This window comes from Vibrio sp. 10N.261.51.A4 (assembly GCF_041471945.1).
GTDB classification, from domain to species: domain Bacteria; phylum Pseudomonadota; class Gammaproteobacteria; order Enterobacterales; family Vibrionaceae; genus Vibrio; species Vibrio crassostreae_C.
This window is the reverse complement of the sequence record NZ_JBFRPJ010000116.1, coordinates 16,803-31,807: the sequence shown is the minus strand read 5'-3', so window position 1 is coordinate 31,807 and position 15,005 is coordinate 16,803. Positions and strand designations below refer to the sequence as shown.

Below are 15,005 nucleotides of genomic sequence, written 5' to 3'. Positions count from 1 at the left end.
TTGTGATCAAGAGACAGCCCACATGGGAGGCTTTTTTGTGCCTGCAGTTTAAGACCAGCGAACACGGTTCGTTCTATTCTTCATCGAATAGCAGAAATAATCGCAATTAACGGACGGTTCTTATTGTGCAAAGGCTAAGAATTGTGGATGATTAGCAACAATGATCTTTCTATCTTTGACTGGCGCTATAAGCGACCGTTTTCTTGGGGACGAAAGATAACTTTCTCTGACAATACTAAATACATAGAGGTGCTATAGATGAGTGAAGCTGAGGCTCGTCCATCGAATTTCATTCGCCAAATTATTGATAAAGATTTAGCGGATGGTACACACAGTAGCGTGCATACTCGTTTCCCGCCGGAGCCAAATGGCTACCTGCACATTGGTCACGCTAAATCTATTTGCTTGAACTTTGGTATTGCTCAGGACTACCAGGGACAATGTAATCTTCGTTTCGATGATACAAACCCTGAAAAAGAAGACGTTGAATACGTTGAGTCAATTAAGAATGATGTAAGCTGGTTAGGCTTCGAATGGTCTGGTGATATTTGTTACTCATCAAACTACTTCGATACGCTTTACGCTTATGCTGTGGAATTAATTAATAAAGGCTTAGCGTATGTTGACGAGCTAAGTCCTGATCAAATCCGTGAGTACCGTGGCACGCTAAAAGAGCCTGGTAAAGCGAGCCCATACCGTGACCGCAGCCCTGAAGAGAACCTAGCGTTGTTTGAAAAAATGCGTGACGGTGGCTTTGAAGAAGGTAAAGCGTGTCTACGTGCTAAGATCGACATGAGCTCTTCGTTCATGGTTATGCGCGATCCTGTTATCTACCGTGTTCGTTTTGCTCACCACCATCAAACGGCTGACAAGTGGTGCATTTACCCAATGTACGACTTTACTCACTGTATCTCTGATGCGCTGGAAGGTATTACGCACTCTATCTGTACGCTTGAATTCCAAGATAACCGTCGTTTGTATGATTGGGTTCTAGATAACATCACGATTGACTGCCAACCTCGTCAGTACGAGTTTAGCCGCCTGAATCTTGAATATACAGTGATGTCTAAGCGTAAGCTGAACCAACTTGTGGTTGAAAACCTAGTTCAAGGTTGGGATGACCCACGCATGCCTACTATTTCTGGCCTACGTCGTCGTGGTTTTACTTCAAGCTCGATTCGTGAATTCTGTAAGCGTATTGGTGTAACTAAGCAAGAGAACATGATTGAGTTCGGTTCACTTGAATCTTGCATCCGTGATGATCTGAACGAAAATGCACCTCGTGCAATGGCTGTTCTGGATCCAGTTAAGATCGTTATCGAAAACTACGAAGCAGATACAGTAGAAACGCTAACGGTTGCAAACCACCCGAACAAGCCAGAAATGGGTACTCGTGAAGTTCCATTTACACGCGAAGTTTGGATCGAACGTGACGACTTCCGTGAAGAAGCAAACAAAAAGTACAAGCGTTTGGTTCTAGGTAAAGAAGTTCGCCTGCGTGGTGCTTACGTGATCAAAGCTGAACGTATCGAAAAAGATGCAGAAGGCAACATTACGACTATCTTCTGTTCTTACGACAATGAAACATTGGGTAAGAACCCTGCAGATGGCCGCAAAGTGAAAGGCGTTATCCACTGGGTATCTGCTGATAAAGCACTGCCTGCTGAGATTCGTTTGTACGATCGTCTATTCACAGTGCCAAACCCAGCCGCTGCTGATGACTTCGCTGCAACGCTAAACCCTGAATCTCTTGTTACGCTAAATGGTTTTGTTGAACCTAGCTTAGCAGAAGGTGTGGCAGAGCAAGCGTACCAGTTTGAACGTACAGGTTACTTCTGTGTGGATTCGAAAGACTCTAAAGCAGATGCACTAGTCTTCAACCGCACGGTTGGTCTACGTGACACATGGGGTAAAACTGAAGCTTAATGCTTGAGTATTTAGTTTGTTAAAAACGACCCAATAAAAAACCGGCTTAGAGCCGGTTTTTTTGTGTCTTAAATTTGATTACCAAGGTGTTTCTAGTGACCAACTAGCGTTTTAAGCACTAGAGCCAGAGTTTTAGGGATTATTAGGGTCTTGTTGGGTTACTTCACCCGTGCGTGAGTTGTACCAGAAAACATAACCTGCATTACCAGGATCGCTGTCGAAATCGACTCCAGTGTAGATGAAGTAGCAAAGCGCGAGTTTGTTTTGAGGAGTACCGTCTTTGGCAACAAAACTATGGTTTTGACGGCGGGTAATAAAATCAAAATTGTTGGACTGGTTCGGGTCTGTAGTAGCGGTCAGGTCGGTTGTCATAATGGCATTCCATATTGACACACACCCTTGGTCACCTTGACCTATGTTGTAAGGCTGCCCCATAGGGTTGCCTTTATCGACGCCGAGTGGGTAGCCGACGTCATTTATGTCCAATTGAGCATTGCCGTCTCCGTCTTCCCCAAAACCTGGCATGTCATTCATTTCAGCGTTGCCGCCGCCGCTGACCAGCCATTTACTGTGAGCAAACGTGATCGCAGTTTGAAATTGAGATTGAGCAGCGTCAAACAGAGCGATACGGCCATCGGTTTGAATGTTAAGAAAACGGGGAAGGGCAACAATAGCAAGCACTGCAATAATCACTACAACAACCAACATCTCAATTAAAGTAAAAGCCTTAACTAGCGGGATTCTTTTCATGGATACTTTATGATGCCCTATATAAAAAACGCCGGCCTAAGCCAGCGTTCTGTATTACTACTTCGCTTTATGCGCGTCTGGATTGCCTTTGCAATCTCCGTTAATGCTTTTGCCGTACAAGTACAAACTGTGGTTTGTTAGTTGCACGTTGTAACGCTGAGCAATCTCTTTCTGTCTTTCTTCGATGATGTCATCAGAGAATTCGATCACTTCGCCACAATCTAAACATACAAGGTGGTCGTGGTGGTGCTGTGTAGAAAGTTCAAATACAGACTTGCCGCCTTCGAAGTGGTGACGAGTTACAATGCCAGCGTCATCGAATTGGTTAAGTACTCGATAAACGGTTGCAAGACCGATTTCTTCACCTAGGTCGATCAGCTTCTTATATAAATCTTCAGCACTAATATGTTGGCAGTCTGGCTGTTGTAATACTTCTAAAATTTTGAGCCGTGGAAGGGTCACTTTAAGACCTGCATCTTTTAGCGCTTGATTATTGTCTGACATATACTTTCCTGTTGATGATCTGCAGCAATTAACAGAATTCAATATTAATACCATTATAGTTTAGTCAGGCATAACAATAAACCACGAACTTCAAAGGGTTACTTACTGACATCACAATCTGTTTTGTAAATTGGAAGTATCTCACTTATAGTGGAGGTACGACCAGTCAAGGTGACGGTGTTTCTGATATGAACATGGAATGTTGTTATGAATAAGCAACTCGCAAAAATATATAAACCCAACATTGTAAAATTTGCTCTTAATATTTGGCCTCCCTTTTGGGGAGCGGGTATTCGAATAGCCCACATTAGCACTGACTTTAGGGTTGTTAAGACAGTACTTAAGCTACGCTGGTGGAATAAGAACGCCAATCGTACTCAATATGGCGGCAGTATCTTTTCTCTTACCGATCCCGTTTACTCATTGATGTTAATGGGAATTTTAGGTGAACGATATTATGTTTGGGATAAAGAAGCGAGCATTAACTTCATCAAGCCGGGGCAATCGGACTTGTATGCAGATTTTGAGATAAGGCAAGGGCAGCTTGACGATATCTATCGTCAGACGCAACTCGGTGAAAAGTGTTTCCCCGAATTTATTATTCACGTGAAAGATAAGCAGGGTAATGTGGTTTCAGAAATTCAACGCACCCTCTATGTAAGAAAGAAGCCGCAATTTAGAGATGATGATGAAGCATTAGAGGCTGAGTGCTAATTAATAGATTTTAAATAGCAAAAAACCTCCTATAAGGAGGTTTTTTCATATCTACATAATGGTTATTAACTGTAACAATTAACAACCACTAGAGAATTAGTCTTCTAGCTCTGCTAGGCACATCTCTTCGTGGATTTGTTTAACCCAGTTAGATACGCGCTCATCAGTTAGCTCAGGTTGACGGTCTTCATCGATACATAGACCAACGAATTGGCTGTCATCGCCTTCAACTAAACCTTTCGATGCTTCGAATTCGTAGCCTTCAGTTGATGTGTGACCTAGGATAGTACCGCCTTTCGCTTCAACGATGTCACGGATAGTACCCATAGCATCACAGAAGTATTCTGCGTAATCTTCTTGGTCGCCACAACCAAAGATAGCAACAAGCTTAGTTGAGAAATCAATAGCTTCTAGCTCTGGGAAAAAGTCATCCCAATCACATTGTGCTTCGCCGTAGTACCACGTAGGGATACCAAGCAGCAGTAGATCGAAGTTATCGATATCTTCTTTGCTGCTTTTTGCAATGTCTTGAACGTGAACGAGCTGTTTGCTCAATTGCTTTTGAATCATCTTAGCAACAGCTTCAGTGTTACCTGTATCGCTACCAAAGAAGAGACCTACACTTGCCATAGAATCATTACCTTTCATTTTGTCTGTTGTCGGTGTAATAAAGTTCGGAAGAGAATCGTTAGATCCCAGTTCCTTCCCAGCTTAGTTGGATTATCCCTTTGGCGATAAAACCCGCACAGCCAAGGAAAAGTACTAACCATACGATGCGACGACCAAATGGAGGAACATTTCCCTGCTTGAGAACGTCCTTAATTGCCATACCGATTAAAAAGAAAATCGCGGCAAACAGGAGATCTAAACCAACAGATTCGATGATGTTCATGTAGTCGTAAAGCATGGGAACCTTATATACCAATTTTGCTTGGGCGCACTATATCACTGTTGTGAGATAAAGTTAATCTGCAGTAATTACACAGCTCTCATTTATCTGCACGAAAAAGCGCAGTTAAGCGATGAATTTTCTAATTGCTCTAAGTACTTCTGCTGGTTTTTCAGCATGCAGCCAGTGACCTGTGTTGGCAATGACATGCGCTTTTGCGTTAGAAAATTGCTGCTGAACGGCTGCTTGATGTTCTGCGGTGAGGTAATCTGAATCCCCACCTTTAATGAGCAAGGTTTTGACCGAGGTTTTCTCGATCGGTTCCCAACCAATAATATGTGGGTAGTTGCTCAATAACGAAGCAACATTGAAGCGCCATTCCATGATGCCTTGCTCTGTTTTGAACAAAGATTTGGTTAAAAACTGGCGAACGCCATCGATCTCGATATGTTTTGCGAGAACCTTGAGTGCATCTGAGCGTGAAGTCGGCTCTTCTTCTATCACGGCTTGCAGGCCTGCGAATACGTTGTCGTGGCGACTCTGAGTGTACGCGACCGGAGCCATATCCAAGACAATCAATTTATGCAGCGCAAGATGTTGTGTCAGTGCCATCGCTACTTTGCCACCCATCGAGTGACCAATCACAGTGACGTCTTCTGACTTAAGATCATGCAGCAGTTGAGCCACGTCTTGTGCCATCGCTTGATAGTTATGAGTGTCACTATGGAAGGATTGACCGTGGTTGCGGAGATCGATACTAAGTACCTGATGATCGGCTTTTAGATCCCTAGCGAGCAAGCCAAGGTTGTCCAGATTACCGAATAATCCATGGATCAAAACAATGGTGTGACCCTCACCTTCAATTTTATAGTTGAGCTGTACTGACATTTTTATCTTATTCATGGTGGGTTTGACGTAGAGTATCCGCGCGGATCTCGCTATAATCCCCCAGAGTTTAAACATTGAGATTGTGAAAAGCGAATGAAAACAATTGAGGTTGATGAGGACCTATACCGTTTTATTGCGGGTCAGACAGAACGTATTGGCGAAAGCGCTTCAGATATTCTGCGCCGCTTGTTACAGGTTGATAGCCAAGGCATGGCTCCGATCGAAGAGATCGTTGAGCCAAAAGGTATCGTTGTTAGCAAAGAGGTAGGCTTTACTCCAGAGAAGTTCGATGGCGTTAAAGAAATGCGCTCACTACTAATATCAGATGAGTTTGCATCACTAAAGAAAGCCATTGATCGTTTCATGCTTGTGTTATCAACACTGCATAAAATCGACCCTTTAAGCTTTTCAGAAGCAACTCAAGTAAAAGGCCGTAAGCGCGTTTACTTTGCAGATAACGAAGCGACGTTGCTAGCAAACGGCAACACGACTAAGCCTAAAGCTATTCCACAAAGTCCTTTTTGGGTTATTACTAATAACAATACAAGCCGAAAAAGACAGATGGTTGAGCAGCTTATGAGCCGCATGAATTTCCAAGCAGAATTGATAGAAAAAGTAACAGGTTCAATTTAACGAAATCTGATTTAAACCTCATAATATCCATGGATAAGAAGATATTATGAGGTTTTTTTGTTTTAAAATTTTATATATAAGGATGTCGAAAAATGGCTATGCACCCTCGTGCTGGGCAGAAAGCTCAGCAGGAAGATCTTCATAATATCCCGGCTTTAGTTGCTAACTATTTCTTACAGCAACCGGATGCTACGAACCCAGATCATAAAGTACTTTTCGGTACTTCAGGTCACCGCGGTACAGCAGACAAATCAACATTTAACGAAAACCACATTCTAGCAATTGCACAAGCGGTTGCTGAAGTTCGTGCCGAGCAAGGTACAACTGGCCCTCTTTTCTTAGGTAAAGATACTCACGCTCTATCTGAGCCTGCGTTCTCTACGGTTATCGAAGTGCTTGTAGCGAACGGTGTTGAAGTTATTATTCAAGAAAACAACGGCTTTACTCCAACACCTGGTATCTCGCACGCGATTCTTACGCACAACCTAGTGAATGACAAAAAAGCCGACGGCATTGTTATCACACCTTCGCATAACCCACCTCAAGACGGCGGTATCAAATACAACCCGACACACGGTGGCCCAGCTGAAGCTGAACTGACTCAAGCGATTGAAGACCGTGCTAACGTGATCATTGCTGAGCAAATGCAAGGTGTTAAGCGTACGCCGATCGCACTGGCTAAACAGTCTGAGCTAGTAAAAGAAGTCGACCTAGTAGCGCCATACGTTGCTGATTTGGTTAACGTCGTGGATATGGAAGCGATCCAGAAAGCAAACATCAAGATTGGTGTTGATCCACTGGGTGGCAGCGGTATTGATTACTGGCGTCAAATTGGTAAAGCGTACAATCTAGATCTTACTCTGGTAAGTGAAGCGGTTGACCCTTCATTCCAATTCATGTCTCTAGATAAAGATGGCGTGGTTCGTATGGACTGTTCTTCTCCATACGCAATGGCAGGCTTACTGGCGCTTAAAGACGAGTACGCTCTAGCGTTTGGTAACGACCCAGACTACGATCGCCACGGCATCGTGACACCTAAAGGCTTGATGAATCCGAACCACTTCTTAGCGGTTTGTATTGATTACCTATACCGTAACCGTGAAGGTTGGGGTAAAGACGTTGCTGTTGGTAAGACACTGGTATCAAGCGCATTGATTGACCGAGTTGTTGCTGACTTAGGTCGTGAGCTTTGTGAAGTGCCAGTTGGTTTCAAATGGTTCGTTGATGGTCTTTACAACGGCCAGTTTGGCTTTGGTGGTGAAGAGAGTGCAGGTGCTTCTTTCCTACGTAAAGACGGTACGCCTTGGTCAACAGATAAAGATGGCCTGATTCTTTGCCTACTTGCGGCTGAGATCACAGCTGTGACAGGTAAGAACCCACAAGAATACTACGAAGAACTTGCCGCTAAACACGGTGAATCTAAGTACAACCGTATTCAAGCGGTAGCAAATGGTGCACAAAAAGACGTGCTGAAGAAACTATCTCCAGAGATGGTTTCTGCTGAGACGCTGGCTGGTGATGCAATTACTGCACGCCTAACACACGCTCCAGGTAACGGTGCTGCGATTGGTGGCTTGAAAGTGACAACTGAGAACGGCTGGTTTGCTGCTCGTCCATCAGGCACTGAAGACATCTACAAGATCTACTGTGAAAGCTTTAAGGGTGAAGAGCACCTGAAAGCAATCGAAGCAGAAGCTCAAGAGATTGTTAACCAAGTATTTGCAGCCGCTGGCCTATAATCGAATCTCTATTACTAGAGTTACTACGTAAATAGAAGAAGGGTTGATGTGAAAGCATCAGCCCTTTTTATTTGTGTTGATTTTGTATAAGCGGGAAAGGTAACTGAGTTAGCTGAGACGACTAACTGTGTGGCCAACTTTGTGGCATCACAAACCAGAATTGCCCCGACTTTGTTTGCCCATGGATGAAGCGATCACCGAATTCAGTGATAGGCTGACTGCTGAAATCATCCGTGCCAGCTGCCCATTGCTCTTTGGTGAGAGGGTAGAGCGCTTCAGTGATTAAATGAGCCTGATTTTGATAACACCAGAATCCATTTATTTGGCTTGGGTTAATGTCGTAGCCCAAACATGCAGTAGGTACGCTTTGTTCTAAGAAAGGGTTGGTGTAGAGACGACCTTGCATCAGTAAGTGCTTTGAGTCGACATCGATCTCTGGATATTGCTCAATAAACGCTGCAGAAGAGGACATTTCGAGTTGGTGGTTGAGCATCCTGGCGAGTTTCTTATCTAATTGGTCGTGAGAGTTGGGGCCAAACCATGTTTGTTCATGGAGTAGATAAAATTTAATCGCCACTTCCCAATGTTCCAGCTTTTGGCCGCTTTCTTCTTCAAGAATAAAGTCGATTGCACCAAGAGTTCTGCCTTCCACATTGATCTGAATCTCGTCGTGCTTTATCGAGTAATTCGGTGAGGCAGCGATCACTTGTTCGCATAGATATTGGTAGAGGAAACCTAATCTAGGATTACCATCATAAGTATGTGATGAGTTGATGGCATGGTGGCTAGAGAATGCACTGAGATCCGAAATCGGTGGTTTGATTTCTAGTAATGGTGGTGAGTCGATGACCCATTGGTAAAAACGTTGTAGTGCTGTCATCTCTTCCTCATAAACTCATCGTGGGGCTTTCGACATTCTACCCGTAAATTGATATAACGACGTTATTATAAAGGTAAGCTGGAAAGAAAAATGAATAACTTACAATTAGAAAAGCTACTTAACGAAAAACTGCAGCCACAGCAGATTAAAGATTACTGTCCTAATGGTCTTCAAGTTGAAGGTGCAACAGAAGTGAAGCGAATCGTTACTGGTGTGACAGCTTCTCAAGCCTTGATTGATAAAGCGGTGGAACTGAACGCAGACGCTTTGTTAGTCCATCATGGTTTTTTCTGGAAAGGCGAGTCAGAAGCCATTCGTGGCATGAAGGGCAAGCGCATTCGTACCCTGATTAAAAATGACATCAATCTTTTAGGTTATCACTTACCGCTTGATATCCACCCTGAACTTGGCAACAACGCAAAATTGGCAGAGTTACTTGAGATTGAAGTCGAAGGCGGTTTGGAAGGGCACCCACAATCGGTTGCTATGTTTGGTAAATTAAAAGCGCCAATGACAGGTACTGAATTTGCAGCAAAAATCGATCAAGTTCTGAATCGTAAACCACTGCATATCGCTCCAAAAAACCAAGACAAAATGATTACGACTGTCGGTTGGTGTACCGGTGGCGGCCAAGATTACATTGAGTTAGCGGCTTCTCAAGGTATTGATGCATTTATCTCTGGTGAAATTTCAGAACGCACTACTTACTCAGCACGTGAGCAAGACATTCATTATTTTGCTGCTGGCCACCATGCGACTGAGCGATACGGTGTAAAAGCGCTAGGTGAATGGTTAGCGAAAGAGCATGGTTTGGATGTTGAGTTTATTGATATCGATAATCCGGTATAAGAGCAGATTCGGGATGAGGGATACGGGTCGAGTGTATGCGTCATTCTCTAGACTGACGAAGGAATAGGGAATCTCTGAAGGTTCTCTATAAACTGATTGAGATCCCCAACTCACTCGTCCCTCGTTCTTGGGGATGACGATATTATTTTATTCGTTCACTTCGCATTCTTGAGGATGACGGTGTTGAGAGCGTACAAAAGAAAAGGGGTTGATGTTCTCACACCAACCCCTTTTAACATTATGATTTATAGCAACTATTCACGTTCGTGAAGTGCTTTAAAGTCACGTTGTTCTTCACCAGTATACAGCTGACGAGGACGGCCGATACGGTTCGTCGGATCGCTGTGCATTTCGTTCCAGTGAGCAATCCAACCGATGGTACGAGACATCGCGAAGATTACAGTAAACATAGATACTGGAATACCGATTGCTTTCAGAATGATACCTGAGTAGAAATCTACGTTCGGGTATAGTTTCTTAGAAACAAAGTACTCATCAGAAAGAGCGATACGCTCAAGTTCCATTGCCACGTCTAGTAGTGGATCTTGGATGTTTAGCTCTTTAAGTACTTCGTGACACGCTTCGCGCATTACTGTTGCACGTGGATCGTAGTTCTTGTAAACACGGTGACCGAAGCCCATCAAACGGAATGGGTCATCTTTGTCTTTTGCTTTCGCAACGTATTCTTCAATGTTATCTACGCTACCGATCTCTTCAAGCATGCGCAGACAAGCTTCGTTTGCACCGCCGTGAGCTGGGCCCCAAAGTGATGCGATACCTGCTGCGATACACGCAAACGGGTTAGCACCAGATGAACCAGCAAGACGCACTGTAGACGTAGAAGCGTTCTGTTCGTGGTCAGCGTGTAGAGTAAAGATTTTATCCATTGCACGAGCAACGATAGGGTTCACTTCATACTCTTCACATGGGTTTGCAAACATCATGTGTAAGAAGTTTTCTGCGTAGCCTAGATCGTTACGTGGGTAGATAAACGGCTGACCGATTGAATATTTGTAACACATTGCAGCCAGTGTTGGCATTTTTGAAATCAGGCGGTATGCCGCAATTTCACGGTGTGTATCGTTGTTGACATCAAGTGAGTCGTGGTAGAACGCCGCTAGAGCGCCTACAACACCACACATTACAGCCATAGGGTGAGCGTCACGACGGAAGCCGTGGAAGAAACTAGCGATTTGCTCATGCACCATAGTGTGACGTGTCACGGTAGTCTTGAACTTTTCGTACTCAGTTCGAGATGGGGCTTCACCGTAAAGAAGTATGTAACATACTTCTAAGTAATCAGCGTTATTGGCAAGTTGGTCGATTGGATAACCACGATGTAAAAGAATGCCTTTTCCACCGTCAATAAAAGTGATTTGAGACTCACAGGATGCAGTGGCAAGAAAACCAGGGTCAAAAGTGAAAAAACCATTAGAACCTAGTGTACGAACGTCGATCACTGGAGTACCAAGTACACCTTCTGTAATCGGCAGCTCGATTGGCGCTTGACCTTCAATGTGAAGGGTAGCTTTCTTATCCGCCATAACAATCTCCTTTGTTTATTATTTAATCCGTCCAGGATGTTTATGTGCCATTTTTTTACTGGTCTTACGTGGGAAAGTCAATTTTTCTGAAGCTTTGTGTGCACTTGTTAGTGTTTTTTACATTAAATTCGTTAAAAATCTGGTCTGTGTAGCATTATTTGTTACATCAATTGTATTAGAATGTTGCCAGCCGTATAGTGGCGCTGAAAAGTTTGGTTAAAACCTTATAAATGCAAGGCTAAGAAGAAATGTGAGGTGTCTTTCTTAATCGAGCAGTTAACAATTATTTTACAATTATCTAAGGCTCAACTTCAGTTATTTGTTAAGTTAATGTTAAATTTTGAAGGTTTGCAATCAAATTTTGTCCATAACAATATCATAAGGTTATTTAATGACCATAATGCTCAATGGAGCTGAGTGAGCAAGCCCGTGAAAGAAAGAAAGACAAGACCTGTTAATTTAGATTTACAGACCATCCACTTTCCAATCACAGCAATAGCTTCCATCCTACACCGTGTGTCTGGGGTGATAACTTTTGTCGCGATTGGAATTTTGCTTTGGTTACTATCCATTTCCCTCTCATCCCCAGTAGGCTTTGCCGAAGCTAGCGACATTGTCGATGGTTTCTTCGTGAAGTTTATTCTGTGGGGCATTTTAACCGCTTTGGCTTACCACATTGCTGGTGGTATTCGTCACCTTCTTATGGACCTTGGTCACTTTGAAGAGCTGGAATCTGGCGCTAAGAGCGCTAAGGTTGCATTCGCAGCAACAGCGGTATTGTCTCTACTAGCGGGGATCTTAGTATGGTAAACAACGTTTCTACTTTTGGTCGTAATGGTGTCCACGATTATCTATTGATTCGTGCTACTGCCATCATTATGACGCTTTACACTATCTACCTAGTTAGCTTCTGTGCTTTCTCTGGTGATATCTCTTACGCATCTTGGACGCAATTCTTTGGTGGAACCTTCACTAAAGTCTTCACCATGTTAGCGCTTACTTCTGTTTTGGTTCACGCGTGGATCGGCCTATGGCAAGTACTAACTGACTACATCAAATGCGCAAAACTGCGTGTTGGTCTTCAAGTCGGTGTTGTTGCAGTTCTTCTTGGATATTTCTTCTCTGGTCTGTTTATTTTGTGGGGTGCGTAAGTGACTATTCCTGTTCGTGAGTTTGATGCCGTAGTTATCGGCGCTGGTGGTGCAGGTATGCGTGCCGCACTGCAAATTTCTGAGCAAGGCCTTTCTTGTGCATTGCTTTCTAAAGTTTTCCCTACTCGTTCTCATACGGTTTCAGCGCAAGGCGGCATCACTGTTGCTCTTGGTAACGCGCATGAAGACCATTGGGAACAACACATGTATGACACAGTAAAAGGTTCTGATTACATCGGTGACCAAGACGCTATCGAATACATGTGTAAAAACGGTCCTGAGTCGGTAATCGAACTTGAAAAAATGGGCCTACCTTTCTCTCGTTTTGAGAACGGCAGTATTTATCAGCGTCCTTTCGGTGGTCAATCTAAAAACTTTGGTGGTGAGCAAGCGGCTCGTACCGCAGCTGCAGCCGACCGTACTGGTCACGCTCTGCTACACACGCTTTACCAACAAAACATTAAACACAAAACGACCGTTTTCTCTGAGTGGTATGCACTGGATCTTGTTAAGAACGAAGATGGTGCAATCTTAGGCACTACTGCGCTTTGTATGGAAACCGGTGAGGTTTGCTACTTCAAAGCGAAGGCAACAATCCTTGCTACTGGTGGTGCTGGTCGTATCTACGCATCAACAACCAATGCACACATTAACACTGGTGACGGTGTTGGTATGGCGATTCGTGCTGGCGTTCCTATGCAAGACATTGAAATGTGGCAGTTCCACCCAACGGGTATCGCTGGTGCAGGTGTATTGGTAACGGAAGGTTGTCGTGGTGAAGGTGGTTACCTTCTCAATAAAGACGGCGAACGCTTCATGGAACGTTACGCACCAAACGCTAAAGACTTAGCGGGTCGTGATGTTGTTGCTCGTTCAATGATGGTTGAAATTCGTGAAGGTCGCGGTTGCGATGGCCCTTGGGGTCCACACATCAAGCTTAAGCTTGATCATCTAGGTAAAGAGACACTTGAATCTCGTCTTCCTGGTGTATGTGAACTTTCTCGTACCTTTGCTCACGTTGATCCAGTGAAAGAGCCAATCCCAGTAATCCCTACATGTCACTACATGATGGGTGGTGTTCCAACACAAGTTTCTGGTCAAGCTATTAAGCAAACCGAAGACGGCAACGATGTTGAAATCCAAGGTCTCTTTGCTTGTGGTGAAATCGCATCAGTATCAGTACATGGTGCCAACCGTCTAGGTGGTAACTCACTGCTTGATTTAGTGGTATTTGGTCGTGCGACAGGTCTACACCTAGGTGAGACACTGAAGAAGCAAGACGAAGCGAAACCTGCAACTGAAGCTGACATTGAGCGTTCACTAGAGCGTTACAACCGTTGGGAAAACAGCACAGACGGCGAAGATCCAGCGCAAATCCGTAAAGATCTTCAGCAATGTATGCAGAACAACTTCTCAGTATTCCGTGAAGGCAAAGCAATGGCTGAAGGCCTAGAAGAGCTAAAAGCGATTCGCGAGCGTCTGAAAAATGCACACCTATCTGATAAGTCTACAGAGTTCAACACTCAACGTATCGAGTGTCTAGAGCTTGAAAACTTGATGGAAACGGCATTCGCAACGGCTGTTGCTGCAAATTTCCGCACAGAGAGCCGTGGCGCACACGCTCGATTCGATTTCCCTGATCGTGATGATGAGCAATGGCTATGCCACTCACTTTACAACCCAGAGTCAGAGAGCATGACTAAGCGTGGTGTAAACATGGAACCTATCCATCGTGAAGCGTTCCCACCAAAAGCACGTACGTACTAAGGAGATATGACCATGAAACTGAATTTCTCTTTATATCGTTACAATCCAGATGTCGACCAGAAACCTTATATGAAGGAATACACTCTAGAAGTGGATGAAGGTTCAGACATGATGCTTTTGGATGCGCTTATTCTGTTGAAAGAGCAAGATCCAACAATCTCATTCCGTCGCTCATGCCGTGAAGGTGTATGTGGCTCGGATGGTTTGAACATGAACGGTAAAAATGGCCTAGCGTGTATCACGCCATTGTCTGCGCTTTCGGGCCAAGACAAGATTGTGATTCGCCCACTGCCTGGCTTACCCGTTGTTCGTGACCTGATTGTAGACATGACTCAGTTCTACGATAACTACGAAAAAGTGAAGCCATTCTTAGTGTCTGATGGCAATGTGCCACCGGCTCGTGAAAACTTACAAAGCCCTGATGAGCGTGCTCATTTAGATGGATTGTACGAATGTATCATGTGTGCATGTTGTACAACGTCATGCCCATCATTCTGGTGGAACCCTGACAAATTCATCGGACCAGCAGGCCTGCTTGCAGCGTACCGTTGGCTAATTGATAGCCGAGATACAGCGACAGACGAACGTTTGTCCGATCTTGATGATGCATTTAGCGTTTTTCGTTGCCATGGCATCATGAATTGTGTAAGTGTTTGTCCTAAGGGATTAAATCCGACGAAAGCTATTGGTCACATCAAGACCATGCTAGTGAATCGTTCGGTTTAAGTTATATAAAAATTGCCGCCCTAGAAGTTTTGGGGCGGCCTTTTA

Annotated in this window: 16 protein-coding genes; 9 read left to right on the top strand and 7 right to left on the bottom strand. The window is 44.1% G+C overall.

What is annotated here, in order from left to right; translation table 11 throughout:
- The first annotated feature begins 258 nt into the window (after positions 1-258).
- Positions 259-1,926, top strand: coding sequence for a glutamine--tRNA ligase (gene glnS / locus AB4384_RS22235; RefSeq protein WP_017063407.1), 1,668 nt, complete (start codon positions 259-261; stop codon positions 1,924-1,926).
- Between the two features lie 132 nt (positions 1,927-2,058).
- Here glnS and AB4384_RS22230 read toward each other — a convergent pair whose 3' ends face one another.
- Positions 2,059-2,676, bottom strand: coding sequence for a prepilin-type N-terminal cleavage/methylation domain-containing protein (locus AB4384_RS22230; protein ID WP_032547229.1), 618 nt, complete (start codon positions 2,674-2,676; stop codon positions 2,059-2,061).
- A gap of 57 nt (positions 2,677-2,733) precedes the next feature.
- Complete coding sequence (gene fcrX / locus AB4384_RS22225) at positions 2,734-3,180, bottom strand: ferric iron uptake transcriptional regulator FcrX (RefSeq protein WP_017061956.1); 447 nt, start codon at positions 3,178-3,180, stop codon at positions 2,734-2,736.
- 207 nt (positions 3,181-3,387) lie between these two features.
- Here fcrX and AB4384_RS22220 point away from each other — a divergent pair, with 207 nt between their 5' ends.
- A complete protein-coding gene (locus tag AB4384_RS22220; protein ID WP_017061955.1) occupies positions 3,388-3,894 on the top strand; it encodes a DUF4442 domain-containing protein in 507 nt (168 codons plus the stop codon).
- Between the two features lie 96 nt (positions 3,895-3,990).
- On the opposite strand, the gene fldA is transcribed toward AB4384_RS22220, so the two are convergent.
- From fldA to AB4384_RS22205, 3 genes are all read right to left on the bottom strand, one after another.
- The gene (gene fldA, locus AB4384_RS22215; protein ID WP_010436745.1) at positions 3,991-4,524 is read right to left on the bottom strand and encodes a flavodoxin FldA; all 534 of its coding nucleotides are present in this window, start codon (positions 4,522-4,524) and stop codon (positions 3,991-3,993) included.
- Between the two features lie 58 nt (positions 4,525-4,582).
- Entirely contained in the window at positions 4,583-4,801 is a 219-nt protein-coding gene (locus AB4384_RS22210) for a DUF2788 domain-containing protein (RefSeq protein WP_004737900.1), read from the bottom strand.
- A 108-nt stretch (positions 4,802-4,909) separates the two neighbouring features.
- On the bottom strand, positions 4,910-5,671 hold the full coding sequence (locus AB4384_RS22205) for an alpha/beta fold hydrolase (protein WP_017061954.1): 762 nt from the start codon (positions 5,669-5,671) through the stop codon (positions 4,910-4,912).
- Between the two features lie 93 nt (positions 5,672-5,764).
- Between AB4384_RS22205 and seqA the strand changes: the two genes are divergently transcribed.
- Both seqA and pgm read left to right on the top strand, forming a co-directional pair.
- On the top strand, positions 5,765-6,304 hold the full coding sequence (gene seqA / locus AB4384_RS22200) for a replication initiation negative regulator SeqA (RefSeq protein ID WP_017061953.1): 540 nt from the start codon (positions 5,765-5,767) through the stop codon (positions 6,302-6,304).
- Positions 6,305-6,396: 92 nt separating this feature from the next.
- Positions 6,397-8,043, top strand: a complete 1,647-nt coding sequence (pgm, locus tag AB4384_RS22195) for a phosphoglucomutase (alpha-D-glucose-1,6-bisphosphate-dependent) (protein WP_372130133.1) — start codon at positions 6,397-6,399, stop codon at positions 8,041-8,043.
- Positions 8,044-8,164: 121 nt separating this feature from the next.
- Here pgm and AB4384_RS22190 read toward each other — a convergent pair whose 3' ends face one another.
- Positions 8,165-8,923 carry a DUF1853 family protein gene (locus AB4384_RS22190; protein ID WP_172379876.1) on the bottom strand — a complete coding sequence of 253 codons (759 nt, stop codon included), beginning with the start codon at positions 8,921-8,923 and terminating at the stop codon, positions 8,165-8,167.
- 90 nt (positions 8,924-9,013) lie between these two features.
- Between AB4384_RS22190 and AB4384_RS22185 the strand changes: the two genes are divergently transcribed.
- Positions 9,014-9,772 (top strand): Nif3-like dinuclear metal center hexameric protein, encoded by a 759-nt coding sequence (locus tag AB4384_RS22185; RefSeq protein ID WP_372130132.1) that lies wholly within the window; start codon positions 9,014-9,016, stop codon positions 9,770-9,772.
- Between the two features lie 254 nt (positions 9,773-10,026).
- On the opposite strand, the gene AB4384_RS22180 is transcribed toward AB4384_RS22185, so the two are convergent.
- The gene (locus tag AB4384_RS22180; protein ID WP_048617859.1) at positions 10,027-11,316 is read right to left on the bottom strand and encodes a citrate synthase; all 1,290 of its coding nucleotides are present in this window, start codon (positions 11,314-11,316) and stop codon (positions 10,027-10,029) included.
- A gap of 417 nt (positions 11,317-11,733) precedes the next feature.
- On the opposite strand from AB4384_RS22180, the gene sdhC reads away from it, so the two are divergent.
- The 4 genes from sdhC to AB4384_RS22160 are packed head-to-tail and all read left to right on the top strand — an operon-like array spanning position 11,734 to position 14,960.
- Positions 11,734-12,126, top strand: coding sequence for a succinate dehydrogenase cytochrome b556 subunit (gene sdhC, locus AB4384_RS22175; RefSeq protein ID WP_017061948.1), 393 nt, complete (start codon positions 11,734-11,736; stop codon positions 12,124-12,126).
- Positions 12,120-12,467, top strand: coding sequence for a succinate dehydrogenase, hydrophobic membrane anchor protein (sdhD, locus tag AB4384_RS22170; RefSeq protein WP_010436768.1), 348 nt, complete (start codon positions 12,120-12,122; stop codon positions 12,465-12,467). Before sdhC ends, sdhD begins: the two co-directional genes overlap by 7 nt.
- The gene (sdhA, locus tag AB4384_RS22165; RefSeq protein WP_372130131.1) at positions 12,468-14,234 is read left to right on the top strand and encodes a succinate dehydrogenase flavoprotein subunit; all 1,767 of its coding nucleotides are present in this window, start codon (positions 12,468-12,470) and stop codon (positions 14,232-14,234) included.
- 12 nt (positions 14,235-14,246) lie between these two features.
- A complete protein-coding gene (locus AB4384_RS22160) occupies positions 14,247-14,960 on the top strand; it encodes a succinate dehydrogenase iron-sulfur subunit (protein ID WP_010436773.1) in 714 nt (237 codons plus the stop codon).
- Positions 14,961-15,005: the final 45 nt, after the last annotated feature.

What these genes read in the sequence shown, in the direction of transcription:
- glnS (WP_017063407.1), top strand. Translation starts at nt 259, where the DNA reads ATGAGTGAAGCTGAGGCTCGTCCATCGAATTTCATTCGCCAAATTATT.
- AB4384_RS22230 (WP_032547229.1), bottom strand. Translation starts at nt 2,676, where the DNA reads ATGAAAAGAATCCCGCTAGTTAAGGCTTTTACTTTAATTGAGATGTTG.
- fcrX (WP_017061956.1), bottom strand. Translation starts at nt 3,180, where the DNA reads ATGTCAGACAATAATCAAGCGCTAAAAGATGCAGGTCTTAAAGTGACC.
- AB4384_RS22220 (WP_017061955.1), top strand. Translation starts at nt 3,388, where the DNA reads ATGAATAAGCAACTCGCAAAAATATATAAACCCAACATTGTAAAATTT.
- fldA (WP_010436745.1), bottom strand. Translation starts at nt 4,524, where the DNA reads ATGGCAAGTGTAGGTCTCTTCTTTGGTAGCGATACAGGTAACACTGAA.
- AB4384_RS22210 (WP_004737900.1), bottom strand. Translation starts at nt 4,801, where the DNA reads ATGCTTTACGACTACATGAACATCATCGAATCTGTTGGTTTAGATCTC.
- AB4384_RS22205 (WP_017061954.1), bottom strand. Translation starts at nt 5,671, where the DNA reads ATGTCAGTACAGCTCAACTATAAAATTGAAGGTGAGGGTCACACCATT.
- seqA (WP_017061953.1), top strand. Translation starts at nt 5,765, where the DNA reads ATGAAAACAATTGAGGTTGATGAGGACCTATACCGTTTTATTGCGGGT.
- pgm (WP_372130133.1), top strand. Translation starts at nt 6,397, where the DNA reads ATGGCTATGCACCCTCGTGCTGGGCAGAAAGCTCAGCAGGAAGATCTT.
- AB4384_RS22190 (WP_172379876.1), bottom strand. Translation starts at nt 8,923, where the DNA reads ATGACAGCACTACAACGTTTTTACCAATGGGTCATCGACTCACCACCA.
- AB4384_RS22185 (WP_372130132.1), top strand. Translation starts at nt 9,014, where the DNA reads ATGAATAACTTACAATTAGAAAAGCTACTTAACGAAAAACTGCAGCCA.
- AB4384_RS22180 (WP_048617859.1), bottom strand. Translation starts at nt 11,316, where the DNA reads ATGGCGGATAAGAAAGCTACCCTTCACATTGAAGGTCAAGCGCCAATC.
- sdhD (WP_010436768.1), top strand. Translation starts at nt 12,120, where the DNA reads ATGGTAAACAACGTTTCTACTTTTGGTCGTAATGGTGTCCACGATTAT.
- AB4384_RS22160 (WP_010436773.1), top strand. Translation starts at nt 14,247, where the DNA reads ATGAAACTGAATTTCTCTTTATATCGTTACAATCCAGATGTCGACCAG.